Annotated in this window: 20 protein-coding genes and 3 tRNA genes; 13 read left to right on the plus strand and 10 right to left on the minus strand. The window is 65.9% G+C overall.

Annotated elements, in window-relative coordinates:
* Nucleotides 1-118 precede the first annotated feature (118 nt).
* Together A9976_RS16645 and polA are read right to left on the minus strand one after the other, a co-directional pair.
* Nucleotides 119-1,015 carry a dienelactone hydrolase family protein gene (locus A9976_RS16645; RefSeq protein ID WP_183019912.1) on the minus strand — a complete coding sequence of 299 codons (897 nt, stop codon included), beginning with the start codon at nt 1,013-1,015 and terminating at the stop codon, nt 119-121.
* A gap of 57 nt (nt 1,016-1,072) precedes the next feature.
* Entirely contained in the window at nt 1,073-3,916 is a 2,844-nt protein-coding gene (gene polA / locus A9976_RS16650; RefSeq protein WP_183019913.1) for a DNA polymerase I, read from the minus strand.
* A gap of 72 nt (nt 3,917-3,988) precedes the next feature.
* Between polA and A9976_RS16655 the strand changes: the two genes are divergently transcribed.
* From A9976_RS16655 to A9976_RS16675, 5 genes are all read left to right on the plus strand, one after another.
* Nucleotides 3,989-4,360 carry a hypothetical protein gene (locus A9976_RS16655; protein WP_013800945.1) on the plus strand — a complete coding sequence of 124 codons (372 nt, stop codon included), beginning with the start codon at nt 3,989-3,991 and terminating at the stop codon, nt 4,358-4,360.
* A 125-nt stretch (nt 4,361-4,485) separates the two neighbouring features.
* Nucleotides 4,486-5,442 carry a homoserine kinase gene (locus A9976_RS16660; protein WP_183019914.1) on the plus strand — a complete coding sequence of 319 codons (957 nt, stop codon included), beginning with the start codon at nt 4,486-4,488 and terminating at the stop codon, nt 5,440-5,442.
* A 146-nt stretch (nt 5,443-5,588) separates the two neighbouring features.
* Nucleotides 5,589-6,449 (plus strand): BPSS1780 family membrane protein, encoded by an 861-nt coding sequence (locus A9976_RS16665; RefSeq protein WP_183019915.1) that lies wholly within the window; start codon nt 5,589-5,591, stop codon nt 6,447-6,449.
* Nucleotides 6,450-6,707: 258 nt separating this feature from the next.
* Nucleotides 6,708-8,660 carry a PhoX family phosphatase gene (locus tag A9976_RS16670; RefSeq protein WP_183019916.1) on the plus strand — a complete coding sequence of 651 codons (1,953 nt, stop codon included), beginning with the start codon at nt 6,708-6,710 and terminating at the stop codon, nt 8,658-8,660.
* Nucleotides 8,661-8,936: 276 nt separating this feature from the next.
* Nucleotides 8,937-9,572, plus strand: coding sequence for a hypothetical protein (locus A9976_RS16675; protein WP_183019917.1), 636 nt, complete (start codon nt 8,937-8,939; stop codon nt 9,570-9,572).
* Nucleotides 9,573-9,596: 24 nt separating this feature from the next.
* On the opposite strand, the gene A9976_RS16680 is transcribed toward A9976_RS16675, so the two are convergent.
* Nucleotides 9,597-12,074, minus strand: coding sequence for a UvrD-helicase domain-containing protein (locus tag A9976_RS16680; RefSeq protein ID WP_183019918.1), 2,478 nt, complete (start codon nt 12,072-12,074; stop codon nt 9,597-9,599).
* 341 nt (nt 12,075-12,415) lie between these two features.
* Between A9976_RS16680 and A9976_RS16685 the strand changes: the two genes are divergently transcribed.
* The 4 genes from A9976_RS16685 (at nt 12,416) to A9976_RS16700 (ending at nt 13,904) form a co-directional block, all read left to right on the plus strand.
* Nucleotides 12,416-13,393: a GMP reductase gene (locus A9976_RS16685; RefSeq protein ID WP_183019919.1), complete on the plus strand. Its 978-nt coding sequence runs from the start codon at nt 12,416-12,418 to the stop codon at nt 13,391-13,393.
* A 182-nt stretch (nt 13,394-13,575) separates the two neighbouring features.
* Nucleotides 13,576-13,651, plus strand: a tRNA-Lys gene (locus A9976_RS16690).
* Between the two features lie 55 nt (nt 13,652-13,706).
* Nucleotides 13,707-13,782 (plus strand) — tRNA-Lys (locus tag A9976_RS16695).
* Nucleotides 13,783-13,828: 46 nt separating this feature from the next.
* Nucleotides 13,829-13,904, plus strand: a tRNA-Lys gene (locus tag A9976_RS16700).
* A gap of 36 nt (nt 13,905-13,940) precedes the next feature.
* Here the strand turns inward: A9976_RS16700 and A9976_RS16705 are convergent.
* Complete coding sequence (locus A9976_RS16705) at nt 13,941-14,939, minus strand: TRAP transporter substrate-binding protein (RefSeq protein ID WP_183019920.1); 999 nt, start codon at nt 14,937-14,939, stop codon at nt 13,941-13,943.
* Nucleotides 14,940-15,205: 266 nt separating this feature from the next.
* Between A9976_RS16705 and A9976_RS16710 the strand changes: the two genes are divergently transcribed.
* Nucleotides 15,206-16,438, plus strand: a complete 1,233-nt coding sequence (locus tag A9976_RS16710) for a multidrug effflux MFS transporter (RefSeq protein WP_183019921.1) — start codon at nt 15,206-15,208, stop codon at nt 16,436-16,438.
* Nucleotides 16,439-16,460: 22 nt separating this feature from the next.
* On the opposite strand, the gene A9976_RS16715 is transcribed toward A9976_RS16710, so the two are convergent.
* The 3 genes from A9976_RS16715 to orn form a co-directional block, all read right to left on the minus strand.
* On the minus strand, nt 16,461-17,930 hold the full coding sequence (locus tag A9976_RS16715) for a sensor domain-containing diguanylate cyclase (RefSeq protein ID WP_332259033.1): 1,470 nt from the start codon (nt 17,928-17,930) through the stop codon (nt 16,461-16,463).
* Between the two features lie 151 nt (nt 17,931-18,081).
* Nucleotides 18,082-20,145, minus strand: coding sequence for a DEAD/DEAH box helicase (locus A9976_RS16720; RefSeq protein WP_183019922.1), 2,064 nt, complete (start codon nt 20,143-20,145; stop codon nt 18,082-18,084).
* 325 nt (nt 20,146-20,470) lie between these two features.
* On the minus strand, nt 20,471-21,085 hold the full coding sequence (orn, locus tag A9976_RS16725; protein WP_259649233.1) for an oligoribonuclease: 615 nt from the start codon (nt 21,083-21,085) through the stop codon (nt 20,471-20,473).
* A 30-nt stretch (nt 21,086-21,115) separates the two neighbouring features.
* On the opposite strand from orn, the gene A9976_RS16730 reads away from it, so the two are divergent.
* Genes A9976_RS16730 through rsgA form a run of 3 tightly spaced genes read left to right on the plus strand, consistent with a single transcriptional unit; the run spans nt 21,116 to nt 23,753 of the window.
* Complete coding sequence (locus A9976_RS16730) at nt 21,116-22,417, plus strand: M48 family metallopeptidase (RefSeq protein WP_183019923.1); 1,302 nt, start codon at nt 21,116-21,118, stop codon at nt 22,415-22,417.
* A gap of 16 nt (nt 22,418-22,433) precedes the next feature.
* The gene (locus A9976_RS16735; RefSeq protein ID WP_013800932.1) at nt 22,434-22,766 is read left to right on the plus strand and encodes a 4a-hydroxytetrahydrobiopterin dehydratase; all 333 of its coding nucleotides are present in this window, start codon (nt 22,434-22,436) and stop codon (nt 22,764-22,766) included.
* 18 nt (nt 22,767-22,784) lie between these two features.
* Nucleotides 22,785-23,753 (plus strand): ribosome small subunit-dependent GTPase A, encoded by a 969-nt coding sequence (gene rsgA / locus A9976_RS16740; RefSeq protein WP_183019924.1) that lies wholly within the window; start codon nt 22,785-22,787, stop codon nt 23,751-23,753.
* 89 nt (nt 23,754-23,842) lie between these two features.
* Here rsgA and A9976_RS16745 read toward each other — a convergent pair whose 3' ends face one another.
* From A9976_RS16745 to rplS, 3 genes are all read right to left on the minus strand, one after another.
* A complete protein-coding gene (locus A9976_RS16745; protein WP_183019925.1) occupies nt 23,843-24,832 on the minus strand; it encodes a CobD/CbiB family protein in 990 nt (329 codons plus the stop codon).
* 68 nt (nt 24,833-24,900) lie between these two features.
* A complete protein-coding gene (locus tag A9976_RS16750) occupies nt 24,901-25,629 on the minus strand; it encodes a CoA pyrophosphatase (RefSeq protein WP_183019926.1) in 729 nt (242 codons plus the stop codon).
* Between the two features lie 87 nt (nt 25,630-25,716).
* A complete protein-coding gene (rplS, locus tag A9976_RS16755; protein ID WP_013800930.1) occupies nt 25,717-26,097 on the minus strand; it encodes a 50S ribosomal protein L19 in 381 nt (126 codons plus the stop codon).
* Nucleotides 26,098-26,173 lie beyond the last annotated feature (76 nt).

Consider the following 26,173-nt stretch of genomic DNA (forward strand, 5'->3'; position numbering starts at 1 on the left):
GAGGAAGGGCCTACGCCGGCCGCGCCGCCCCGCACCGAGGGTGTCGCCGGTTGCCCGGACGCCCCCCTCCCGCGAAGCGAGAGAGGGCGCCGTGCAACGGGGGAAGCGGCGCAGCCGCTCAGGGGGTCACCCCATGCTTATTGAACCAGGCCAGCATTTTTTGCCAGCCGTCGCGTGCAGCCTGCTCGCGGTAGCTGGGCCGGTAGTCGGCATGGAAGGCGTGTGGCGCCTCCGGGTAGATCACGAACTCCGAGGCCTTGGCCGCTGCCGAGCCCTGCTTGAGCGCCTCGCGCATGCGCTCCACGGATTCCAGCGGAATGCCCGTGTCCTGCCCGCCATACAGGCCCAGCACCGGCGCCTTGAGGCTGGAGACCAGCTCCAGCGGATGGCGTGGCTGCAGCGCCGTCTTGGCGCCTTCCAGCCGGCCGTACCAGGCCACGCCGGCCTTGACCGGGCCATGGGCCGCATACAGCCAGGTGATGCGCCCGCCCCAGCAAAAGCCCGTGATGGCCACGCGTGCCGTATCGCCACCCTGGGTGCCGGCCCATTGCACGGCGCCGTCCAGGTCGGCCATGACCTGCTCGTCGGGCACCTTGGAGACCAGCTCGCTCATGAGCTTGGCGATGTCGCCATAGGTCTTGGGATCGCCCTGGCGCGCATACAGATCGGGGGCGATGGCCAGGTAGCCGGCACGCGCCAGGCGGCGGCAGGTGTCGGCAATGTATTCGTGCACGCCGAAGATCTCGGAGATCACCAGCACCACCGGCACATTCTTCTTGCCCGCGGGTGCGGCGCGGTAGGCAGGCACCTTGAAGCCGTTCACGGTGAAATGCACCTCGCCGGCCGTCAGTCCGTCGGCCGGCGTGGAGATGGCGGTCTGCGCCATCAGCGGCGTGGCCGCTGCAGCATAACCCAGGCCCAGGGCGGTCTGCAATGCCAGGCGCCGCGTGGGCCCCTCTTCGCTGCTGCGCCCCGGAACCAGGGCCTTCAGGTCTTGCTGCTGATCATCGCGCATGCATCTCTCCTTGGTGGTGGTTGAGAACCGGCCAAGTCTACGATGCCTGCGTGAAGCTCAATGCGCCTTGTCCCAGTTGGGTCCCAGACCCACTTCAGCAAGCAAGGGAACCTTCAGATCCGCCACGCCGGCCATCAGGCGCGGGATCTCGGTGCGTACCCAGTCCGACTCGCCTTCGGGCAGCTCGAACACCAGTTCGTCGTGCACCTGCATGATGACGCGGACCTCGGACTGTCTGGCATCGAGTTCGGCCTGCACCGCCACCATGGCCTTCTTGATCAGGTCGGCTGCCGTGCCCTGCATGGGCGCGTTGATGGCCTGGCGTTCGGCCGCCTTCTTGCGCGGGCCGCTGCCGCCGTTGATGTCCACCAGGTACAGGCGGCGGCCGAAGACGGTTTCCACGTAGCCATGGTCGCGCGCGAATTCCACCGTCTCGTCCATGTAGCGCTTGACGCCCGGATAGCGCTGGAAATAGCGGTCGATATAGGCGGCCGCAGCCTTGGTCTCTATGCCCAGGTTCTTGGCCAGGCCAAAGCTGCTCATGCCGTAGATCAGCCCGAAGTTGATGACCTTGGCATAGCGGCGCTGCTCGCTGCTGACCTGCTCCAGCTCCACGTTGAAGACTTCCGATGCCGTGGCGCGGTGCACGTCCCGGCCTTCGTGGAAGGCGCGCAGCAGCGATTCGTCGCCCGACAGGTGGGCCATGATGCGCAGCTCGATCTGCGAGTAGTCGGCGCTGGCGATCACATGGCCGGGCGCGGCAATGAAGGCCTCTCGCACGCGCCGGCCCTCGGGCGTGCGGATAGGGATGTTCTGCAGGTTGGGGTCGTTGCTGGACAGGCGCCCCGTCACGGCCACGGCCTGGGCGTAGTGCGTGTGCACGCGGCCCGTGCGCGGCAGCGCCAGCTGCGCCAGCTTGTCGGTATAGGTGCCCTTGAGCTTGGACAGGCTGCGGTGCTCCAGCAGCTTTGCGGGCAACGGATAGTCCTCGGCCAGCTTCTCCAGCACCTCTTCGTCGGTGCTGCGTGCGCCGGTGGCCGTCTTCTTGACCACGGGCATGCCCAGCTTGTCGAAGAAGATTTCGCCCAGCTGCTTGGGGCTGGCCAGGTTGAAGGGCTGGCCCGCGATGTCGTAGGCCTCCTGCTCCAGCTGCACGATGCGCTGGCCCAGGTCGTTGCTCTGCCTGGCCAGCGTGGCGGCATCGATGAGCACGCCGTTGCGCTCTATGCGGAACAGGGCCTCGCTGGTGGCGATCTCCAGCTCGTACACGCCGCGCAGGCCGTCGTTGGCCTGCAGCTGCGGCCACAGCACGCGGTGCACGTCCAGGGTCTGGTCGGCATCCTCGCAGGCATAGGCGGCAGCCTTGTCCACGGGCACCTGGGCGAACGGGATCTGGTGGGCGCCCTTGCCGCACAGGTCTTCATAGCTGATGCCCGTGCGGTTGGTGTGGCGCAGCGCCAGGCTGGCCAGGCCGTGCGGGCGGTGCACTTCCAGCACATAGCTTTGCAGCATGGTGTCGTGCACATAGCCGTGCACCTCGATGCCGGCATTGGCGAACACATGGCGGTCGTACTTGACGTGCTGGCCCAGCTTGGGCCGGGCCGCATCTTCCAGCCAGGGCTTGAGGCGCTGCAGCACCTCGTCGGCCGGCAGCTGCTCAGGGGCGTCGGGGCCCGCATGGCGCAGCGGGATATAGGCAGCGGCGCCGGGCTCCACGCTCAGCGAGATGCCGACGATCTCGGCACGCATCTCGTCCAACGAGGTGGTTTCGGTATCCAGGGCCGTGAGCTGGGCGGCGCTGATCTTGGCCAGCCACTGGTCGAACGCTTCCCAGGTCAGCACCACGTCGTAGTCCAGCGGGCGCTGCTGGGCGGCCTCGGCCTCGGTGGTGGCGTCGTCGGACTCGGCCTGCTCTTCGGCAAACATGTCGCCCGTGGCCTGGTCGGCACGCGGCTTGGCCGCTGGCTTGCGGCCGGCCTTGACGGCTTCCAGCGCATCGGGCTCGGGCGCGGCACCGCCGAGCATGCGCGCCAGGCCCTTGAAGCCGTAGCGCTCATAGAAGTCGCGCAGCGGCGCGGTATCGGGCTCGCGCGGCGCCAGCGCGTCGAGCACCGGCAGGGTGGGCACTTCGGCGCTCAGGTCGCAGTCGGTCTTCATGGTGACCAGCTGGCGGCTCAGCGCCAGCTGGCCCGAGGCGATGGCATCGCGCAGGTTCTGGCCGGCCACGCCCTTGATGCCGTCGGCCGCAGCAATCAGGCCGTCGAGCGAGCCGTGCTCGGCCAGCCACTTGACGGCCGTCTTGGGGCCCACCTTGGACACGCCGGGCACGTTGTCCACGGCATCGCCGACCAGGGCCTGGTAGTCGATCATCTGCGTGGGCGGCACGCCGAACTCGGCCGTCACGCCGGCCACGTCGCGGCGCTTGCCGCTCATGGTGTCCATCACCATGATGTGGGAGTCCACCAGCTGGGACAGGTCCTTGTCGCCACTGGAGATCACCACGTTCACGCCCTGGGCGGCGGCCGTCTTGGCCAGGGTGCCGATCACATCGTCGGCCTCCACGCCCTGGATGGCCAGCACGGGCCAGCCCAGCAGGCGCACCACTTCATGGATGGGCTCGATCTGCGAGCGCAGATCGTCAGGCATGGGCGAGCGGTGCGCCTTGTATTCGGGGTAGAGCGTGTCGCGGAAGGTAGGTCCGCTGGTATCGAACACGCAGACCGCGTAGTCGGCCGCCACGTCCTTCCTGATCGCCTGGAGCATGTTGATCATGCCGCGGATGGCGCCTGTGGCGGGGCTTTCCGGGTTGCCGGGCTCGGCGCGCAGGTCCGGCATGGCGTGGTAGGCGCGGTAGAGATAGCTGGAGCCGTCGATCAGCACCAGGGTCTTGGAATTGCTCATGCGCCGATTGTGCACGCGCCGGCAGGGTGACAGGGCGGGACAGCGCCCGCAGCAAGTCCTACAATGGAGCCCATGCGCGCCGCTCCACTTTTCATCTTCCTGACCCTGGCCGCCAGCTCCGTGCTGGCCCAGAACCCCACGCCTGCCCCGGCTGCCTCCACCGCTCCTGCGGCGGCGACCGAGCAGACCGCGCCGGACACGGCCAAGCCCGAGGGCCGCGACCGAACCAACCAGCGCGTGGAACACATCCATGTGGAAGATGGCGGCAGCCGCGTTGACGAGCTGCGCGTGGGCGGCCAGACCCGCAGCATCACCGTGCAGCCCAAGGTCGGCGACATGCCTTCTTATGAAGTGCAGTCCAACGACGGCGCCCGTTCCTCGCGCAACCGCGGCGACGGCGATGGCACCAACGGCACGCGCGTCTGGAACCTCAAGAAGTTCTGATCCTCACCGGACTGTCCGGGCTCCCGGCCCGGCGGCATCCCACGGGGCAGCACCTGACGGCGCTGCCCTTTTTCCATATCTGAAGTCAACGATTTCCGCCGAGCCGCGAAGGCCGGAACAGCAACATGGCCGTTTTCACCGAAGTCTCCGAAAAAGACGCACGCGAGCTGCTGCGCCGCATGACCCTGGGTTCCTTCAAGGAGCTGCGCGGCATCCAGGGCGGCATAGAGAACACCAACTACTTTCTCACCACCGAGCAGGGCGAGTGGGTGCTGACGCTGTTCGAGCGCCTGACGGCCGAGCAACTGCCCTTCTACCTGTACCTGATGAAGCATCTGGCGCAGGCCGGCATTCCCGTGCCCGACCCGCAGGCCGAGACGCGCAGCGGCGACATCCTGCTGAGCGTGTGCGGCAAGCCGGCCTCCATCGTCAACCGCCTGCCCGGCAAGAGCGAGCTGGCGCCCCAGCCCGCGCACTGCGCCGCCGTGGGCGAGATGCTGGCGCGCATGCACCTGGCCGGACGCGACTACGATCGCCAGCAGCCCAACCTGCGCAGCCTGCCCTGGTGGAACGAGACCGTGCCCACGGTCATCCCGCACATCGACGCACCCACCGCCGACCTGCTGCGCTCCGAGCTGGCCTTCCAGAACCATGTGGCCGCCTCGCCGGCCTATGCGGCACTGCCGCGCGGCCCCGTGCACGCCGACCTGTTCCGCGACAACGTGATGTTCGATGGCGAGCGCCTGACCGGCTTCTTCGACTTCTACTTCGCAGGCGTGGACAGCTGGCTGTTCGACCTGGCCGTGTGCCTCAACGACTGGTGCATCGAACACGCCACCGGCGCCCATGACGCCACCAAGGCCAAGGCCATGATCGACGCCTACCAGTCGGTGCGCCCCTTGAGCGCCGCCGAGCGCGAGCTGTTCAACCCCATGCTGCGCGCGGGCGCGCTGCGCTTTTGGATTTCCCGCCTGTGGGATTTCCACCTGCCGCGCGAGGCCTCCATGCTCGTTCCCCACGACCCCACCCATTTCGAGCGCGTGCTGCGCCAGCGCCTGGCCCACCCCGTGGCGCTGGACTGACGTCCGAAGACCGCCACAGCGCGGCTGACAGAGGGCTTTGCGGTCCACGGGCCGCGCGTCCTCGGGTACAGTCCCCGTTCGGGCGCCAGCGGCGCGGCCCATGCCAGAGGCCATGCCCCATCCAGGCGCCCCGACTTCCTCACCCCATGAAACTTCTCATCGTTCCCGCCCGTACCGGCCTGCAATGGGTGCAGCAGGGCATCCGCACCTTCCGCCAGCAGCCGCTGGCACTGGCAGCGCTGTTCTTTCTGTCGATGGCGGCCATGTCGCTGGTCACGGTGCTGCCGCTGATCGGCCCCGTGATCGCGCTGGGCCTGCTGCCGGCCACCTCGCTGGCCATGATGGTGGCGGCGGCCGAGGCATCGCACGGGCGTGCGCCCACGCCGGCCCTGCTGCTGGTGGCCTTTCGCACCGGGCGCCAGCGCCTGAACTCCATGCTCACGCTGGGCGCCATGTATGCGGCAGGCTTCCTGCTGATCATGGGCCTGTCCATGCTGGTGGACGACGGCCAGTTTGCCAACGTCTACCTGGGCGGCGAGCCGCTGACGCGCGAGATCGCCGAGTCGCCCGACTTCCAGGCCGCCATGTGGCTGAGCATGGGCTTGTACCTGCCGCTGTCCCTGCTGTTCTGGCACGCGCCGGGGCTGGTGCACTGGCACAACGTGCCCCCGGTCAAGGCCGTGTTCTTCAGCCTGGTGGCCTGTGTGCGCAACATCGGCGCGCTGGTGGTCTTCGGCCTGAGCTGGATGGGCGTGTTCATCGTGGCCGGCATCGTGATGGCCCTGATCTCGGCCGTGCTGGCCCAGGTGCTGGGCAGCATTGCCAACGGCCTGATGATCGGCACGGCCATGCTGCTGGCCGCCATGTTCTTCACCTCCATCGTCTTCACCTTCCGCGACTGCTTTGCAGCGCCCGATGAAAGCGATGGCAGCGACGCCATTGGCACCGAGCCGCCTGCGCCGCCTGCGCCGCCTGCGCCGCCTGCGCCGCCCGGACTGTCCGGCTGAGCGCCACGCCACTGCAACCCCAAAGCCCCTTTTCAAGGGGCTTTTTCTTTGGTTTTCTTGACTGGCCGTATCGCCCGGCACCCCTCGCCTGCCGGCTGTCATATGACGCTGTCACGGTTTCGTCATGCGGGTGCCATCGCTCTGTCATACCGGCTGCCTAGCATGCCGTGCGGATGTCAAGCCAGCGAGTGCGCGGCGGCATCCCGGCCCATCCCGCCCCCGATGGGTTGACGCTGACAAACCCATAACGGAAGCCCCATGTCCCAATCCACGATGCTCTCCCGCCGCAAGGCGCTGCAATTCCTGACCGGCGCCCCCTTGCTGCCGCTCGGCTCCGCCGTGTCCGCCACCGGCCTGCTGACCGCCTGCGGCGGCGGCGACGACGGCCCCGCGAAGAACTACGTGGCGGCCAGCTTCACCTCCATGGCCGCGCCCACGCTGGCCAACCCCCAGGCCATGGCCAGGATGACCGTGGCCTCGCAGCTGAAGGTGCAGTACAGCGACAACAGCGAGCAGAGCTTCGAGCTGGGCTACCAGCCGTTCTTCGTGACCGGCGATGAAGTGTCCGACGGCAAGGGCGGCAAGATCCTGGCCGGCGGCTACTACGACATCAACAACAACAAGATCATCGACCGCACCGTGGCCGGCAGCGAGCGCCACTTCTTCTCCGATTCGCCCGACGGCACCTCGCTGCTGACCGTGCCCAATGCCAAGGTGGATGGCGTCAAGGGCAAGCCCGTGTTCGCCGTGGTGCAGTTCGAATACACCACCTGGGCGCAGGACGGCAAGACCGACATGTACGGCAAGCTGCCCTCGCCCATTGCCGTGCTGACGCTGGACCAGGATCAGACCACCGGCAAGCTCAGCCTGGTCAAGTACCACAACGTGGACACCTCCAAGGTGCACGGCCTGTGGATCACCTGCGGCGCCAGCCTGTCGCCCTGGGGCACCCACCTGTCCAGCGAAGAGTACGAGCCCGACGCCTTCGCCACCGGCAATGCGCAGCTGCAGGCCTTCAGCCAGAACCTGTATGGCGACCAGAACAGGGCCAACCCCTACCACTACGGCCACATGCCCGAAGTGACGGTCAACGTGGACGGCACCGCCAGCATCAAGAAGCATTTCTGCATGGGCCGCATCTCGCACGAACTGGTCCAGGTCATGCCCGACCAGCGCACGGCGCTGATGGGCGACGATGCCACCAACAGCGGCTACTTCGTCTTCGTGGCCGACAAGGAAAAGGACCTGTCCTCGGGTTCGCTGTACGTGGCCAAGGTGGGTGCGGGCTTTTCCATCGACCCGGCATCGGGCAGCGCCGCCGCGCTGACCTGGATCAAGCTGGGTTCGGCCACCAGCGCCGAGATCGAGCAACTGGCCAACACGCTCAAGCCCACGGACATCATGACCGTGGCCAAGACCGATCCGGGCGACGCCAGCTACACCAGGATCACGGCCAACGGCAAGGTCGAGTGGATCAAGATCAACCCCGGCATGGACAAGGCCGCCGCCTTCCTGGAAACCCACCGCTACGCCGCCTTCAAGGGCGCGAGCATGGGCTTCACCAAGATGGAGGGCACGACCGTCAACGCCAAGGACAAGGTCGCCTACTCGGCCCTGCAGAACTGCGAAAAGTCCATGGTGGCCGGTGATGCGCTGAACGTGGCCGGCAACGGCGTGTCCATCCCCAAGCAGCTCAAGGCCGGCGCCGTGATGGCACTGAACCTGCGCGGCGGCCAGAAGGACACGGCAGGCGCCGCCATCAACAGCGAGTGGATGCCCGTGGACACCAAGGCCCTGCTGGCCGGCGAGGACATCAGCGCCGACGCGCTGGGCAACACCGGCAACCCGAACAAGATCTGCAACCCCGACAACCTCAAGTTCTCGGAGAAGATGCGCACCCTGTTCATCGGCGAGGACAGCGGCCAGCACGTGAACAACTTCCTGTGGGCCTACAACATCGACACCAAGCAGCTGTCGCGCCTGATGTCGATTCCCGCAGGCGGCGAATCCACGGGCCTGCATGCCGTGGACGAGATCAACGGCTGGACCTACATCATGAGCAACTTCCAGCACGCCGGTGACTGGGGCGCCATCCACAACGTGGTCAAGCCCACGCTGGACCCGCTGATCAGCGCCAACTACCGCGGCAAGTTCGGCGCCGCCGTCGGCTACCTGACCGGCACCGCTGCCCAGCCCAAGCTGTCGGCCTGACCGCCGCCACGGCGCCCCGCCGCCCTGCGGCGGATGGCGCAGCAACACAAAGGCCATGGATTTCCATGGCCTTTTTGCATGCCTGCGCCGCGACTCCATGGATGTCATGACCCCGACTCTTAGCGTGCAAAACAAGAGTCATTCTCACCTGGTCGCTATAATTTCTGATGCACCGCGAGGCCCATCACCGGGCATTGCGCCCCATTCAGCCCCGCCCGGACCCCAGCCTTCAAGGCCCGGCTGGCGGACGCAGAACCACACCACAGGAGAGACTCCATGAACCCAGCTTCCCGCATCCTTCGCAGCACGGCCTGCGCATGGCTGGCAGCCGCTGCCGCCCTGGCAGTGCCGGCCGCACATGCCGACTATCTCTGGCTGCAGCAGGACGCAGGACAGGCCCGGGCCTATGCCGGAGAACTGCGCAAGCCGCTGGAACAGCTGCCGGCCCTGGAAGATGCCAAGCAGGTCCTGCCCGACGGCAAGAGCCTTCCCCTGAAGGCCGACGCCAATCATTTCACCGTGGACGCAGGCCAGGGCGATGTGCGCATCGCCGCCACGCGCCCCGGCGCCAATGGCGTGCTGACCTACTACCAGGCCCGTTTCGGCCGCAACGACACCAAGGCCGTGAACGACCTGGAGTTGGTGCCGACCACGGCGGGCGGCGATACGTTCCAGCTGGTGTTCAAGGGCCGCAAGGTCGCGGCCAGCCAGGTCAACGTGCAGACCAGCGAGGGCTGGTACCGCACGCTCACGCCATCGCAGGACGGCACGGTGAGCTTCAAGCCCTACTTCCCGGGCCTGTACGTGCTGGAGGTGACGGCGCGCGTGGACAACGGCTCGGTCACGCTGGACGGCAAGAAATACACCGACGTGCGCCACACCACGACGCTGAGCTTCGAAGTCAGGCCCTGAGCGCCGCGCGCGGCAGCGCGCGCCTCACTCCACGACCGTGAGCTTGGCAATGGACAGCGCCAGCCACTTCGTGCCGTGGCGCCCAAAGCTGACCTGGGCGCGCGCGTCGTCGCCCGTGCCCTCCAGGGCCAGCACCTTGCCTTCGCCGAACTTGTTGTGGAACACGTCCAGGCCCACGCGCAGGCCGTGGCCCGGAGCGGCCTTTTGCGGCGGCACGGGCGGGCTGGCGAAGACCTCGCTGCGCCAGCCTTCGGCCTTGTTGCCGAAGCCGCCGCGATCGCGTGAACCATAGCCGCCACCACCACCACTACCGCCGCCACCGGGCCGGGGCGCGTAGCTGCCAAAGCCGCCATGCTTGGGGGTGATCCACTTGAGCGCCTCATCGGGCAGCTCGTCGAAGAAGCGGCTCTTGACGTTGTAGCGCGTCTGCCCGTGCAGCATGCGCGTCTGCGAATGGCTCAGGTACAGGCGCTTGCGCGCGCGGGTGATGGCCACATAGGCCAGGCGGCGCTCTTCCTCCAGGCCGCCGCGGTCCATCATGGCGTTCTCGTGCGGGAACAGGCCCTCTTCCACGCCGCCGATGAAGACGGCATCGAACTCCAGCCCCTTGGAGGCATGCACGGTCATCAGCTGCACGGCGTCCTGGCCGGCCTGGGCCTGGTTGTCGCCGGCCTCCAGCGCCGCGTGCGTCAGGAAGGCAGCCAGCGGCGACAGCGTCTCGCCGGTATCGGCATCCACCATGCCGGCCACGGTGCCGGCCGGCGGCGTGAGCGGCGTGTCCAGCAGCGGCAGCGCAGGGTCCAGGCCCTGGCTGGCCGGGCTTTGCGTCAGCGCCCTGGCGCCGTCGTGCTCGTCCAGCGGCAGGGCCACGGCATCGCGGCCAAAGCCTTCCTGGGTGACAAAGCTCTCGGCCGCGTTCACGAGTTCCTGCAGGTTCTCGATGCGGTCGGCGCCTTCCTTTTCGTTGCGGTAGTGCTCGAGCAGGCCGCTTTCTTCCTCGATGGCCTCGATGATCTCGCGCAGGGTGCGACCCTGGGTCTGCTCGCGCAGCACGTCGATCTTGGCGACAAAGCCTGCGAGCTTGGTGCCCGGCGCGCCCGGCACCGCCGAGACGGCATCGTGCAGCGAGCAGCCCGCGCTGCGCGCCGCATCCTGCAGCGTCTCCACGCTACGCGCGCCTATGCCGCGCGGCGGGAAGTTCACCACGCGCAGAAAGCTGGTGTCGTCGTGCGGGTTCTCCAGCAGGCGCAGGTAGGCCAGCGCATGCTTGATTTCGGCGCGCTCGAAAAAGCGCAGGCCGCCGTACACGCGGTAGGCAATGGCGGCATTGAACAGCTGCGATTCGATCACCCGGCTTTGCGCATTGCTGCGGTAGAGCACGGCGATTTCCTGGCGCTGCCAGCCGTCCTTTTTCACGAGCTGCTGGATTTCCTCGACCATCCACTGCGCCTCGGCCATGTCGGTGGGCGCCTCGTAGATGCGCACGGGCTCGCCCGGGCCCTGGGTGGTGCGCAGGTTCTTGCCCAGGCGCTGGCTGTTGTGGCTGATGAGCGCGTTGGCGCAGTCGAGGATATTGCTGTAGGAACGGTAGTTCTGCTCCAGCTTGATCTGCTGGCGCACGTCGAACTCGCGCACGAAGTCCTGCATGTTGCCCACGCGCGCACCGCGAAAGGCGTAGATGCTCTGGTCGTCGTCGCCCACGGCGATCACGCTGCCCGTGGCCTGCAGGCGGCCATCCACCATGTCGCCCGCCAGCTGCTTGAGCCACTGGTACTGCAGCTTGTTGGTGTCCTGGAACTCATCGACCATGATGTGGCGAAAGCGCCGCTGGTAGTGGGCGCGCAGCGCGGCGTCGTCGCGCAGCAGCTCGTAGGAGCGCAGCATCAGCTCGCCGAAATCGACCACGCCCTCGCGCTGGCACTGCTCCTCGTAGAGCTGGTAGATCTCGACCTTCTTGCGCGTATCGGGATCATTCGCCACCACGTCGCCGGGGCGCATGCCCTCTTCCTTGCAGCCGGCAATGAAGTACTGCAGCTGCTTGGGCGGGAAGCGCTCGTCGTCCACGTTGAACTGCTTGCACAGGCGCTTGACGGCCGACAGCTGGTCCTGCGTGTCCAGGATCTGGAAGGTGGACGACAGCCCTGCCGCCTGGTGGTGGGCGCGCAGCAGCCGGTTGCACAGGCCGTGGAAGGTGCCTATCCACATGCCGCGCACGTTGTAGGGCAGCATGGCCGACAGGCGGGCCAGCATCTCCTTGGCCGCCTTGTTGGTGAAGGTCACGGCCAGGATGGAGCCCGGCGTGGCCTGGCCCGTCTGCAGCAGCCAGGCGATGCGCGTGGTCAGCACCCGCGTCTTGCCCGAGCCCGCGCCGGCCAGAATCAGCGCGTGGCCGGCCGGAAGCGTGACGGCAGCAAGCTGCTCCTCATTGAGGTTGGCCAGCAAAGGGGAGTTGGGGGCGGGCGCGGCACCGGAGGTGCCGTCGAGCAGATCGATCGGAAACATCCTGGCATTGTAGAAAGCAGCTCGCTCCCCAGGGAAACCGATGCCGCATTTCCCGCAATAGGCCCGCAATCGGCCCGCAATCGGCACACGCAGCGCTCCCTTGCAGGCCCATAACGCCATCCCTATAACCGCTATATCGACAGGGAGCCCAGGCCCGCCGCCGGCAACGTATAGAATCAATCACCGGGCCCAAGTTTCTTGCGGTCCGGTTTTTTGTGCCCGGGCCACAGCCGCCCTGGCGACGCGGCCCGCCCGCGCCGCCCGCAAGACCGGCCTCCAAGCCAAGCGCCCCATCGCGGAGGGATGTTCCTGCCGCGACCTTTCATGGAGCTTGGAATCAAATGGAAATCTTCGACTACGACAACATCCTGCTGCTGCCGCGCAAGTGCCGCGTGGAAAGCCGCTCGGAGTGTGATGCCAGCGTGGAGCTGGGCGGTCGGTCCTTCCGCATCCCGGCCGTGCCGGCCAACATGAAGACGGTGGTGGATGAGAGCATCTGCACCTGGCTTGCCCAGAACGGCTACTTCTATGTGATGCACCGCTTTGACCTGGACAACGTGCAGTTCGTGCGCGAGATGCAGGGCAAGGGCTGCTTCGCCTCCATTTCGCTGGGCGTCAAGCAGCCCGACTACGAAACGGTGGACCGCTTCGTCGCCGAAGGCCTGTGCCCCGAATACATCACCATCGACATTGCCCACGGCCATGCCGACAGCGTGAAGAACATGATCGGCTACCTCAAGGAAAAGCTGCCCAGGTCCTTCGTGATCGCCGGCAACGTGGGCACGCCCGAAGCCGTGATCGACCTGGAGAACTGGGGCGCTGACGCCACCAAGGTAGGCATCGGCCCCGGCAAGGTCTGCATCACCAAGCTCAAGACGGGCTTTGGCACGGGCGGCTGGCAGCTGTCGGCGCTCAAGTGGTGCGCGCGCGTGGCGACCAAGCCCATCATTGCCGATGGCGGCATCCGCAGCCACGGCGACATCGCCAAGAGCGTGCGCTTTGGCGCCACCATGGTGATGATCGGCTCGCTGTTCGCGGGCCACGAGGAATCGCCAGGCCAGACCGTCGAGGAAAATGGCCAGCGCTTCAAGGAGTACTACGGCTCGGCCTCGGACTTCAACAAGGGCGAGTACAAGCACGTGGAGGGCAAGCGCATCCTCGAACCCGTCAAGGGCCCTCTGGCCAACACCCTGATCGAGATGGAGCAGGACGTGCAAAGCTCGATCAGCTACTCCGGCGGCAAGAAGTTGATGGACATCCGCAAGGTCAACTACGTGATCCTGGGCGGTGACAACGCAGGCGAACATCTGCTGATGTAGGCGCACTGCGCGCCAGCACCCAAAGGCGGCCTCGGCCGCCTTTTTTGCGGCGGCACACAGGGTGGCAGGCGGGCCCGGCTCAGCGCCGCCACGGCATGAACTAAAAATTTGGCGCTTCTTCCTGCAAGCACACAAAAAATGCCGCATAATTGCGGTCTCGTTTGCAGCGCAGACTTGTTTTGGGGCTCTTAGCTCAGCTGGTAGAGCAGCGGACTCTTAATCCGTTGGTCGAGTGTTCGAATCACTCAGGGCCCACCAAAAATTCCTTTTCAGCCTGGATCCGTCCAGGCTGATTCCTTCGGAATACCCGAGGGGGCTCTTAGCTCAGCTGGTAGAGCAGCGGACTCTTAATCCGTTGGTCGAGTGTTCGAATCACTCAGGGCCCACCAAGAATTTTTTTGCCTGATTCCATCAGGCATCCACGCAGGAATACGTGGGCTCTTAGCTCAGCTGGTAGAGCAGCGGACTCTTAATCCGTTGGTCGAGTGTTCGAATCACTCAGGGCCCACCATCAATACCCGGAACAAGGCACTCGGCGCGACGGCGCTCAGTGCCTTTTCTTGTTGTATTCCATCAGCACAGACATATTGCTGCTGCCCGCCTTGGCCACCCACTCCCGGCCAAAGCGCTCGCCCATCAAGTCCAGCATGCGGCGCAGGTCCGCCGATGGCGCGGCCACGGACATCTTGTTGTCGACAAGAACCTTCTTGCCCAGCTCATCAGCCTGCTGGGCCAGCGCCCAGCCTTCCTTCTCGGCCAGCACGGCGGCGCGGCTGATGGCCTGGCGTTCGGGCTCGGCAAACCCCTTCCAGGCGAGTTCGCTGACGCACAACATGTTCTTGGGAATCCAGGCCTTGATGTCCAGAAACACCTTCATGGTCTTCCAGGCCTGGCTATCGGCACCCGTGGTGCTGGACGAGATCATGGCGTCGAGACTCCCCTGCTCCAGCACCGTACCGAGATCACCCGCGCCAATCACCACCGGCTGAGCACCCCAGAGTTCAGCCAGCCGCTTGGTCGCATCGCTTTGCACGCGCAGCTTCAGGCCCTTGAGATCCACGATGCTGTCGACCGGACGCCGGCAGAACAGGCCCTGCGCCGGCCAAGGCACGGCAAACAGCAGCCGCACGCCCTGCTGGGCCAGCAAGAACTCCTGCAGCACGGGACGGGTCAGTTGCCACAGGCGCGCAGCCTCGTCAAAGCCACGCACCATGAAAGGCAACGAGTCCATGGCCAGCAGCGGATGGATATCCGCACAGGACGACATCAGCACTTCGCCAAACTGGATGTCATTGCGCCTGAGCGCAGGCAGCACCTGCGCCATGGGCTTGAGCGCCGAGTTGGACATCACCTCGATCTCCAGCGATTGCCGGGTGTCGGCACCCACGCGTGCCGCAAAGCTGCGCAGGTTCTGCGTGTGAAAGATGCCATCGCCATAGGCCGCCGAGAGCTGCAGTCGGCGGCCCTTGGACCAGGCCGCTGCGGCAGTCAGTTGCAACGCGGCCGTAGCCAGACCCGATATCAACGTGCGGCGAGAAACAGTCATGGAAGATCCTTGGCGAAAGCGCCTTGGACCATGCCCTCCACCCCACGGCGGACTCCTGCATGCCGGCGCAAAAGATAAATTCTATCGATGTTTATATCATTTAGATACAAACTATCAATCCACTCCATCGCCCAGATCATTCGCCAAGCCATCCGTCACACCGGATTCCAGCCAAGCCGCTACAGTGTCACCCTGCCGCAGGCGCAAGTGCGCGCGGCCTTTTCCTGCGCCTGCGGCCGCCCGCAACGCACAACCGCCTCGCCTGCATGCCACAAAATGTTTCCCCGCTATGGCAGGGCCCGCGCTGGGCCCTGGCCGTCCTGCTTGCCATCCTCGGCATGCTGGGGCCGTTCTCGATCGACACCTATATCCCCGCCTTCTCCGGCATCGCACAGGCCCTGAACGCCACGCCGCTGCAGATGCAGCAGACGCTGTCGGCCTATCTGTTCGGCTTTGCCTTCATGAACCTTTTCCACGGTGCCCTGGCCGACAGTTTCGGCCGCCGCCCCGTGGTGCTGTGGGGACTGGCCGTGTTCACGCTGGCATCGGCAGGCTGCGCGCTGTCGCAGAACATCACGCAGCTGGTGCTGTTCCGCGCGTTGCAGGGCCTGTCCACGGGTGCCGGCATCGTGGTGTCGCGCGCCGTGGTGCGCGACCTGTTTCCACCTGCCCAGGCCCAGCGCGTGATGGCGCAGATCACCATCTTCTTTGGCATCGCGCCAGCCCTGGCCCCGGTGATGGGCGGGTGGCTGTTCATACACCTTGGCTGGGCGGCAGTGTTCTGGTTCCTGACCCTGGTGGGCGTGCTGCTGTGGGGCATCAACTGGCGATTCCTGCCGGAATCCCTGCCCGAAGCGCAGCGCCAGCCCTTCCGCTTCAAGCCTCTGATGCAGGGCTACAAGGAGCTGTGCAGCGATCCGCGCTTCGTGCTGCTGGCCTTTGCCAGCGGCGTGCCGTTCAACGGCATGTTTCTGTATGTGCTGTCGGCGCCCGCCTTCCTGGGCGATCTGCTGCACCTGCAGCCGCAGCAGTTCTTCTGGTTCTTCGTGATCTCGATCTCGGGAATCATGGGCGGCGCCTGGGTGAGCGGCCGCCTGGCCGGGCGCATTCCGCCCAAGCACCAGATCCGCCATGGCTTTCTGATCATGTTCGTCGTGTCCATCATCAACCTGGTCGCCAACCTGATCTGGCCTGCCCACGTGAGCTGGGCGCTGATTCCCGTGGGCGTGTTCGCCTTCGGCTGGGCCATGATGGTGCCCGTGGTCACGCTGCTGGTGCTGGACATCCACCCGGAGCGGCGCGGCCTGGCCTCATCGCTGCAGGCCGTGGTCGGCTCCACGGCCAATGGCATCGTGGCCGGCATGATTGCACCGCTGGTGATGCATTCGACCGTGCTGCTGGCCCTGGGCTCGATCAGCATGATGCTGATCGGGCTGGCGTCCTGGATCTACCTGCACCACCGCTGGCCCGAAATCGGGCGGCACGCCTCGGAGGCCTGACAGGCACTGCGGTGCAAGACCGCTAAGCGCCGCCCGCGCGGCGGTCCAGCATTCTTTCCTTGTAGTAGCGCGCCTTTTCGGCATACATGGCCTGGTCGGCGCGCGAGACGGTGGCCTCGACCTGGCTGCCCGAATCGCAGCAGGCCACGCCCATGGACAGGCTGACCGCCTGGCCCGGATAGAACTGGTTGTTGAGCTCCAGCAGCGAGAGGATGCGCTCCTTGATCGCCTCGGCGCCGCGCTCGTCCGAAGCCGGCAAAAGCACCATGAATTCGTCGCCGCCTATGCGCGCCGCGCAGGCTGGCGCATCCACGGCCTTGGTCAGCACTTCGCCCACGCGGCGCAGCATGTCGTCGCCTGCGGCATGGCCATGCTCGTCATTGGCCTCCTTGAGGCCATTCATGTCGATGGCAATCACCGCCAGCGGCCAGGGCCCCTTGCGCGCCAGGCGATTGAGTTCCTCGATATAGAAGGCGCGATTGCGCAACTGGGTCAGCACATCGTGCTTGCCCAGGTATTCGAGGTAGGCCTCGGCCTTCTTGCGCGCCGTGATGTCCACCAGCGACAGCAGCACCAGCCCCCAGTCGTCGGCATGGCCATCGAGCACGGCCAGCTGCATGTGGATGTGCAGCGCGTCGCCTGACAGGGCGTAGTTCACCACTTCGCGGTGCTGCACGAGCTTGCCGCTCCACAGGTCCTGCAGCTGATCGGCAAAGGAGTCGATCATCTCGTCACGGAAGATGCGGCCCAGCCGGCTCAGCAGTTGCAGCTTGTCGGTGGCGCCGAACATGCGCAGCGTCTGGCGGTTCACGTCCACGACGCGAATCTCCTGCATGCAGCGCGAGACGAATTCCGGGTGCACCTTGAGGAAGGTGGCGAAGTCGCTGATGCCCTGGGCGCGCACATCGTCGAGCAGGCGCTTGATGGCGCTGAAATCCTCGACCCACAGCGATACGGGCGAGTACTCGAACAGGTCGCGCGAGTACTGTTCGCTGCGGTGCAGCTGGCGCGCGCTGCGCATCTCGGCCGTCACGTCTTCCAGCGACACCAGCACGCAGTCCCAGAGATTTTCATGGCCGGGCAGGATGCGGCCACGGATCTGCACATCGAGCCGCCGCCCGTCCAGCGTGTAATTGGCGGTGCGGTTGGCAAAGCTCAGAGAGCCCTGCCACAGATCCTCCAGCTCGCAGGCCAGGCCCGCGTGCATGTCATCGCGGAACACCTGGCCCAGGCTGGCAAGAAAGGTCTGCTGGTCACTGGCGCCGAACAGGTCCAGCGTGCGCTGGTTGACGCGCACCACCTTGAGCGCCGCGCTGCACTGCTGCAGTGCCTGGGGGTGGGCGAGGAAATGTGCCTGCAGATCGGTCACGCCCTGTGCACGCCACTGGTCTAGCAACTGCTTGAGCGCGCTGTAGTCCTCCAGCCATAGCGAGACGGGGGCCAGCTCGAACATGTGTTCAAAATCCACACTGGACGCGATCAAAGACTCCACAGGGCACCTCCGCGCCGCGATTATGGCAGTCACAGAGCCCGCCAGACAGCAGGTTCTGCACCATCAAGGGCAGGCCGCACCACGCGAGGACGCAGATGGCCGAAAAAAAACCGGCCCCGAAGGGCCGGTCTGCATGCAATGCCGAGATCGATCAGCGCACGACGCGCTTGCGATCACCGCCCTGGGGCGAGTAAGGCTTGGGAGCGCTCTTGCCGAAGGCAGGACGGCGCTCGCCGCCGCCGAAGCCGCCACGGGATTCGCCACCGCCAAAGCCGCGCGACTCGCCGGATGCACCACGGAAGCCGCCTTCGCGGGGAGCGCCGTCACGGCGATCGCCGCCACGCGGAGCACCACGGTCGCCGCTGAAGCCACGGCCTTCACCGCCACGGCCAAAGCCGCCTTCGCGCGGGGCCTGGCTGTAGCCGCCTTCACGCGGAGCCTGGCTATAGCCGCCTTCACGCTGACCTTGGCCCTGGCCGAAGCCGCCTTCGCGCTGGCCACCGCCGAAGCCACCGAAGCCAGCCTTGCGGCCATAGCCTTCGGAATCACGGCGTGCGCCGAAGCCACGATCGCCACCGCGATCACCGAAGCTGCGCTCGCGATCGCCGCCAAAGCCACGATCACCACCGAAACCGCCACGGCCACCGCCGCCGGCACCGCGGCGATCGCCGCCACGGCTTTCAAAACCACCGCCGCCACGACGGCCGCCACGGCCTTCGTTGCTGCTGGGTGCGCGCTGTGCGGGTTCCAGGCCAGGAATCACTTCGGCCTTGAATTGCTGGCGGCTGTAGGCCTCGATATCGAAAATGCGACGACGGTCACGGAATTCCGCGAACGTGACGGCCACACCTTCGCGACCGGCACGGCCCGTGCGGCCGATACGGTGGGTGTAGTCCTCCGCCTTCATGGGCAGGCCGTAGTTGAAGACGTGGGTGATGGTGGGCACGTCAATGCCGCGTGCCGCCACATCGGTAGCCACCAGCACCTGCACCTGACCGCTGCGCAGCGCCATCAGGCGGCGGTTGCGCAGGCCCTGGCTCAGGGCGCCGTGCAGTGCCACGGCGGAGAAGCCGTCTTGCTGCAGGTCATTGGCCAGGCCGTCGCACTCGACCTGGGTCGATGCGAAAACGATGGCCTGGTTGATCGTGGTGTCGCGCAGCCAGTGGTCCAGCAGCTTGCGCTTGTGCTGGGAGTTGTCGGCCCAGAACAGCACTTGCTTGATGCTGGCGTGCTTTTCCTGGGGCGTGTCGATGGTGACCTTCTTCACGCCGGAGCCGCCGTCATGCATCACGCGCATGGCCAGTTGCTGGATGCGGGGCGCGAAGGTGGCGCTGAACATCATGGTCTGCTTGCGCTGTGCCGTCAGGTCGTTGACTTCGGCCAGATCGTCCGAGAAGCCCAGGTCCAGCATGCGGTCGGCTTCGTCCACCACCAGGAACTGAACCTGGTCGAGCTTGATCTGCATCGAGCGCTGCAGGTCCAGCAAACGGCCGGGAGTGGCCACCACGAGGTTGGCGTTCTGCAGCTTGGCGATCTGCAGCTGGTAGGGCATGCCGCCCACCACGTTGGCGATGCGGATGCCGCGGCAGTGCTTGACCAGCTCGATGGCGTCATGCGCCACCTGCTGTGCCAGCTCGCGCGTGGGGCACAGGATCAGGGCGCCGGGAACGGCTGCCTTGAAGTTGCGGGGATTCGTGGGGTCCTTGCGCTTGTTGCGCTTGGGCGTGGGCTGGCCGCTGGCCGTTGCTTCGGCGCACTGGCGGTCATATTCGGCGCGGATGGCGGCTTCTTCGTCGGCCTTTTGCTGGATCAGCGTGTGCAGCACGGGCAGCAGGAAGGCTGCGGTCTTGCCCGAGCCGGTCTGGCTGGACACCATCAGGTCGATGAAGGCCTGGTCATCACTGCCCATGGCCAGGGGAATGGCTTGCGCCTGCACGGCCGTGGGCTGGGTGTAGCCCAGATCGGCAACGGCGCGGACCAGCTCTTCAGCCAGGCCCAGCTCGATGAAGGCATTGGGCAGTTCGGGGGCTGCTTCAACGGCCTCGGCGCCTTCGGCGATTTCGGCGATTTCCACGACTTCGGCGGCGGCCAGGGATTCGGCGGCCTGCTCGGCGCTGGCAACGGCGGCGTTCAGCACGGAAGATGCTTCAGCGGCGGAAGCAAAAGAAGAATCGGCAGCGGCAATGATGCCCTGCTCTTGAGAGATATCGTTCATGAATGGCTCTAACGAAAAGCACGCGCAGTCAGCGATCTGGCACGCTTTTCTCGACGGTTGGGTCAACATCCACCGTCAGACTTAACCGGCCCTTCGCAAAAGGGCGGATGGGCATTTTCGGCTGGTCCGAAACCGATGGTCCCGCCATCCATGAAAGCCTTCATGGTGGTCTATGGACACCGACCGCAGACACACAGCGCAGGGGGCCCTTGTGTGATGGAGATGTGCAAATTGCCCCTTGTTGATGGGGGCAAGCTGGAGATTGTCGCACTCCCCGGGTTTTCCCGCAAGCCCCTGGCACAAAAAATGACCGGCGCCGCCAGATTCAGACGTTCAGCAGGCGCGCGCGGTAGTGCGCCAGCTCATCGATGGACTCGTGCACATCGGCCAGTGCCGTGTGGCGCTGGGCCTTCTTGAAGGAGGCATAGGCGTCGGGCTTCCAGCGCCTGGCCAGTTCCTTGAGGGTGCTGACATCGACATTGCGGTAGTGGAAGAAGTTGTTGAGCCTGGGCATGTAGCGCTCCATGAAGCGCCTGTCCTGCCCGATGCTGTTGCCGCACAGCGGGGCCTTGGCCTTGGGAACGTACTGCGAGAGGAACTTGATCAGCGCAGCCTCCGCATCGGCCTCGCTGGTGGTCGATGCCTTGACGCGATCGATCAGGCCGCTCCTGCCGTGCGTGCCCTTGTTCCAGGCATCCATGCCATCGAGCAGCGCATCTGCCTGATGGATGGCAAATACCGGCCCTTCGATGCGAATGGCCAGGTCCGGACTGGTGACGACCACGGCGATCTCGATGATGCGATCGGTATCGGGCTGCAGCCCGGTCATCTCGCAGTCGAGCCAGACAAGGTTGAGATCGGATTTGGCCAGGGTGATGGGCGTGCCGGGTTCGGCGGGGACGGGAATGCAAGCGCTGGCGGCTTCGGAGGCTTCGGACATGGCCCAAATTGTCGCCTACACTGCGGCCACATGGCCTTCAACCCCGATTTTTCCTCGACGCTGTCCCTGCTGTTTGCCGCCGCCGTGCTGGCCCAGTGGCTGCTGCGCGCCTGGCTGGCCTCGCGCCAGGTCCGCCATGTGGCACGCCATCGGTCCGAGGTGCCTGAGGCCTTTGCGCAACGCATCAGCCTCGCGGCCCATCAGAAGGCCGCCGACTACACGCTGGCCAAGGCCCGCATCGCCCTGATCGAGATGACGCTGGGCGCCGTGGTGCTGCTCGCATGGACGCTGCTGGGCGGGCTCGACGCGCTCAACCAGTGGCTGCTGGAACTGATGGGCCCCGGCCTGTGGCAGCAACTGGCACTGCTGGCCGGCTTTGCCCTGATCTCCGCACTGGTGGAGCTGCCGCTGTCGCTCTACCAGACCTTTGTGCTGGAGCAGCGCTTTGGATTCAACCAGATGACGCTGCGGCTGTGGCTGACTGATGCCATCAAGTCCACCGCCATGGGCACGGCCATCGGCCTTCCACTGGCGGCCCTGATCCTGTGGCTCATGGGATCGGCCGGCGACCTGTGGTGGCTGTGGGCCTGGGCCGTGTGGACGGCGTTCAACCTGCTGCTGATGTGGATCTTCCCGACCTTCATCGCACCACTGTTCAACAAGTTCGAACCCCTGGCCGAGGGCACGCTCAAGGAGCGCGTTAGCGCGCTGATGCAGCGCTGCGGCTTCACGGCCAAAGGCCTGTTCGTGATGGACGGCAGCCGCCGCTCGGCCCATGCCAATGCCTATTTCACGGGCTTCGGCCATTCCAAGCGCGTGGTGTTCTTCGACACCTTGCTCAAGCAGCTCGACGCCGACGAGGTGGAGGCCGTGCTCGCGCACGAGCTGGGCCACTTCAAGCACCGCCACATCCTCAAGCGCATGCTGCTGATGTTCGCCGCCAGCCTGGCCGGCTTCGCACTGCTGGGCTGGCTGTCGCAGCAGCTGTGGTTCTACCTGGGCCTGGGCGTGCGCCCGGGTCTGGACCTCGCACTGGGCCATGGCGGGATAGGCGCCGGCAACGAGGCCGTGGCACTGCTGCTGTTCCTGCTGGCCGTGCCGGTGTTCAGCTTCTTCGTCACCCCGCTGTTCTCGGCCCTGTCGCGCCGCGACGAGTTCGAAGCCGATGCCTATGCCATGCAACAGGCCAGCGGCGCCCATCTGGCCTCGGCACTTCTCAAGCTGTACGAGGACAATGCTTCAACGCTCACGCCCGATCCCTGGTACGTGGGCTTTTACTACTCGCATCCGCCCGCCCTCGCCCGGCTGGCGCGCATGCCTTCTCCGACCTGAACCTTTCACATCCACCATGAGCACACAACGCTTGCAACAACAGGACTGGTCCACCCAGCAGCGCCGCGCGCTGACGCCGGACGAATTGCGCACCGCACTGGCGGACCTGCCGGGGTGGCAGCTCGATGGCGATGCCATCGCCAAGAGCTACGCCTTTGCCAATTACTACGAGACCATGGCCTTCGTGAACGCGCTGGCCCTGATCGCCCACCAGCAAGACCACCATCCCGACCTGACCGTGAGCTACGGTCGTTGCGGTGTGCGCCTGAACACGCATGACGTGAACGGCATCTCGTCCACCGACATCGAGTGCGCCCGCCGCATCGATGCGCTGCTGGAGCGTCCATGAATCCCACCCCGGCATCCCATGGCTGAGCGCTCCGCATTGCGAGAAGGCCTGGTCGTCTCCAGCCATGGCCGCCACTGCGTGGTCGAGACCGAAGAAGGCGCACGCCACATCTGCCATCCGCGCGGCAAGAAGAGCCAGACCGTGGTCGGCGACCGCGTGCGCTGGCAATTGCCACCCGCCGGCCAGGGCGAGGAGGGCACCATAGAGAAGGTGCTGGAACGGCGCAACCTGTTCTACCGCCAGGACGAGATACGCACCAAGTCCTTTGCGGCCAACATCGACCAGGTGCTGATCCTGATCGCGGCCGAGCCGGTGTTCTCCGAAAGCCAGCTGGCCCGTGCCCTCATCACCGCCGAAGCCACCCACATCAAGCCCCTGATCGCCCTGAACAAGCGCGATCTGGCCGAACCCTTCGCCGATGCCTGGGAGCGCCTGAAGCCCTATCGCGAGATGTACCTGGGCCAGGAAACGCCGCACTACGAGGTGCTGTCGCTGTCGCTGGCCAACGAAGGCGAGGCCGACCGGCAATTGCTGATGCAACACCTCAAGGGCAAGGCCACCTTGGTCCTGGGCCCGTCCGGCTCGGGCAAAAGCACCTTGATCAACCTGCTGGTGCCCGGCGCGCGCGCGGCCACCAACGAGATCTCGCAGGCGCTGAACTCCGGCAAGCACACGACCACCACCACCAGCTGGTACTGGATGGACGAAGAGCGCACCACGGCGCTGATCGACTCACCGGGCTTCCAGGAATTCGGCCTGCGCCACATAGAGCCCACGGACCTGCCCCGCTGCATGCCCGACATCGGCGCCCATGCGCAGGAATGCAAGTTCTACAACTGCACCCACCTGCACGAGCCGGGCTGCGCCGTCATGCCGCGCGTGGAAGACGAGGAAACCGGAATGGATGCCGACCACGACATCAGCGCCAACCGGTACTACATCTACGCCGAACTGTTCGATGAATTGAGCCAGGCGCACAAGTACTGAGCTCCTCAAAACAACGACCCGGCTGCATCAGGAAGGGCGGGCTGCTGCCTGGCAAGACAGGCAGGGCTTCGCCTCCTGCGGCGCAGCGATCAGCCCAGCAAACGCGCCAGCGACAGCAGGGCCAGCAGCAGCAGCCAGACAACGACCGAGCGCCAGACCAGGCCGACCACGCTGCGCAGATGGCCGATCTCGGGCTCTCGGCCCGGCGTGGCTTCGCTGTCCACATCGAGATCGATCTCCTCGCCGTCGTCGCGCGTCACCGAGATACCTTCGCGGCGCTTGAGCGCCTCGCCGCCCAGGCGCACGTTGATGGCACCAGAGGTGGCGGCCAGGATCACGCCATCGTTGTCGTTGGGAAAGCGCTGGGCATGGAAGCGCCAGCCCTCGATGGCCTCCTCGAAGCTGCCGACCACGGCAAAGGACAACGCCGTCAACCGTGCAGGCAACCAGTCGATCACGGTCCAGGCCAGCCGGGAGGTGTGCTGCAACTGGGGACTGACCTGGGTGCCCCCCACCAGGCCCTTGCGCGACCAGGAGCGCGACAGATGCTCCGTCATGCGGTAGAACACGGCGCCGAGCGGACCCAGCCCCAGCGCTGCCAGCGCAGAGAACCAGAACAGAACGCCAAACACATGGCGATGCGCGGCCAGCACCGAGTACTCGATCACATGGCGCACGACCTCGCTGCGCGGCACCTCGCTGGCATCGACCTGCTGCCAGTGAGCGAGCGCCTCGCGCGCCGCATACTCGTCGCCTGCATCCAGCGCATCGCGGATGCGTGTGAAGTGGTGGCTGAACTGGCGAAAGCCCAGCGTCACATAGAGAACGGCCACATTCCAGACCATGGCCAGCGGCCAGCCCACACCCCACAGCAGCAGCAGATAGATGCCCATCACCAGCACACACGGCAGTGCCACCGCCACGGTCCAGGCCAGCCAGCCATGGTGTGCCTGGCCGGCATCGAAGTTGCGGCGCACCGAAACCGTCCAGGCCCTGTAGCCTGTGTGCACGAGATTGGCCGGCGTCAAGGGGCGCGCCTGCTCGATCAGCAAGGCGATCAGAATGGCAAAGAAACTCATCCGGCCATCATACTGGCGCATGCAGACAGGTCAGTGACCCCGGGGTGGCGCAGCCCCCGTTCCGGGCATCAGGCCGACAGGAATCGGTAAAGATTTCGCAGCATGCCGGCCGTGGCGCCCCAGATGTAGCGCTGGCGATCGCCATCCTGGTAGGGCATGGCAAACCATTCGCGCGGCACGCCGTTCCAGACCATGGAGTGGCGCTCATGGTTGGCAGGATCGAGCAGGAAGGCCAGCGGCACCTCGAACACATCCGCCACTTCGTAGGGATTGGGATTGAGGTGCGCCCGGGGATCGACCAGGGCCACCACCGGCGTGATCAGGAAGGCCGTGCCCGTGATGTAGATGGGCAGCGTGCCCAGCACTTGCACATCGCTGGAGGCCAGTCCGACTTCCTCATGCGCCTCGCGCAGGGCCGTGGCCTGGGCAGAGGCATCCTCCGGATCGCGCTTGCCGCCCGGAAATGCCACCTGCCCCGAATGCGTGGACAGGTGGGCCGTGCGCTCGGTCAGCAGCACCGTGGGTTCGGGGCGCAGCACGATGGGCACGAGCACGGCGGCATCGGTGGGCTGGCGATCGCTGAAGCGCTTCTCGCGCACCACCTCGGGAGCCCACTGCGGCGGCAGCGCAAAGCGCTGGCGCAGGGCCTCGGGCGTGCGGGCTTCGGGGGGCACGGCAGGCAGGTGGCTGTCCTTGCCAATCAGTTGCGCCATGCGCGGGTCGGCGATCGACGGCACGGCTGCGGGCGCTGGGCCGCCGGTCGGCACGGGAATGGCGGTATCGGGCTGTGAGGACACGAATGAAGGGCTGTGATGGGAGACGGCCGGACAACAAAAAAGCCGCTACAGGCGACTGTAGCGGCTTTCCAGCTGTGACGCAGGTGCTTAGGCTTCGGCAGAAACCTTGACACGCGACGGCAGCTTTTCCTTGATGCGGGCCGACTTGCCGCTGCGCTCGCGCAGGTAGTACAGCTTGGCACGACGCACATCACCGCGACGCTTGACTTCGATGCCGGCGATCAGGGGCGAGTAGGTCTGGAACGTACGCTCCACGCCTTCACCGCTGGAGATCTTGCGCACGGTGAAGCCGCTGTTCAGGCCACGGTTGCGCTTGGCGATCACCACGCCTTCGTAAGCCTGCACGCGCTTGCGGCTGCCTTCGACCACGTTCACGCTCACGATGACGGTGTCACCGGGGGCGAACTGGGGGATGGTCTTGTTCAGACGGGCGATTTCCTCTTGCTCGAGGATCTGGATCAGATTCATGGTCAACATCCAATCGATCTTGTCCGCGCCAGGATTGGCAAGCGCCGGGATTGGCGCCATGGCTGCTTTGTTCGTA

Source organism: Delftia sp. UME58, assembly GCF_014170385.1.
Taxonomy (GTDB): domain Bacteria; phylum Pseudomonadota; class Gammaproteobacteria; order Burkholderiales; family Burkholderiaceae_C; genus Comamonas; species Comamonas acidovorans.

Excerpts from the sequence above, each read along its gene's own strand:
- A9976_RS16675 (WP_183019917.1), top strand. The coding sequence starts at position 8,937 with ATGAACCCAGCTTCCCGCATCCTTCGCAGCACGGCCTGCGCATGGCTG.
- A9976_RS16665 (WP_183019915.1), top strand. The coding sequence starts at position 5,589 with ATGAAACTTCTCATCGTTCCCGCCCGTACCGGCCTGCAATGGGTGCAG.
- A9976_RS16660 (WP_183019914.1), top strand. The coding sequence starts at position 4,486 with ATGGCCGTTTTCACCGAAGTCTCCGAAAAAGACGCACGCGAGCTGCTG.
- A9976_RS16685 (WP_183019919.1), top strand. The coding sequence starts at position 12,416 with ATGGAAATCTTCGACTACGACAACATCCTGCTGCTGCCGCGCAAGTGC.
- A9976_RS16720 (WP_183019922.1), bottom strand. The coding sequence starts at position 20,145 with ATGAACGATATCTCTCAAGAGCAGGGCATCATTGCCGCTGCCGATTCT.
- rsgA (WP_183019924.1), top strand. The coding sequence starts at position 22,785 with ATGGCTGAGCGCTCCGCATTGCGAGAAGGCCTGGTCGTCTCCAGCCAT.
- polA (WP_183019913.1), bottom strand. The coding sequence starts at position 3,916 with ATGAGCAATTCCAAGACCCTGGTGCTGATCGACGGCTCCAGCTATCTC.
- A9976_RS16670 (WP_183019916.1), top strand. The coding sequence starts at position 6,708 with ATGTCCCAATCCACGATGCTCTCCCGCCGCAAGGCGCTGCAATTCCTG.
- A9976_RS16680 (WP_183019918.1), bottom strand. The coding sequence starts at position 12,074 with ATGTTTCCGATCGATCTGCTCGACGGCACCTCCGGTGCCGCGCCCGCC.
- A9976_RS16745 (WP_183019925.1), bottom strand. The coding sequence starts at position 24,832 with ATGAGTTTCTTTGCCATTCTGATCGCCTTGCTGATCGAGCAGGCGCGC.
- A9976_RS16735 (WP_013800932.1), top strand. The coding sequence starts at position 22,434 with ATGAGCACACAACGCTTGCAACAACAGGACTGGTCCACCCAGCAGCGC.
- rplS (WP_013800930.1), bottom strand. The coding sequence starts at position 26,097 with ATGAATCTGATCCAGATCCTCGAGCAAGAGGAAATCGCCCGTCTGAAC.
- A9976_RS16730 (WP_183019923.1), top strand. The coding sequence starts at position 21,116 with ATGGCCTTCAACCCCGATTTTTCCTCGACGCTGTCCCTGCTGTTTGCC.
- A9976_RS16710 (WP_183019921.1), top strand. The coding sequence starts at position 15,206 with ATGCCACAAAATGTTTCCCCGCTATGGCAGGGCCCGCGCTGGGCCCTG.
- A9976_RS16705 (WP_183019920.1), bottom strand. The coding sequence starts at position 14,939 with ATGACTGTTTCTCGCCGCACGTTGATATCGGGTCTGGCTACGGCCGCG.
- orn (WP_259649233.1), bottom strand. The coding sequence starts at position 21,085 with ATGTCCGAAGCCTCCGAAGCCGCCAGCGCTTGCATTCCCGTCCCCGCC.
- A9976_RS16645 (WP_183019912.1), bottom strand. The coding sequence starts at position 1,015 with ATGCGCGATGATCAGCAGCAAGACCTGAAGGCCCTGGTTCCGGGGCGC.
- A9976_RS16655 (WP_013800945.1), top strand. The coding sequence starts at position 3,989 with ATGCGCGCCGCTCCACTTTTCATCTTCCTGACCCTGGCCGCCAGCTCC.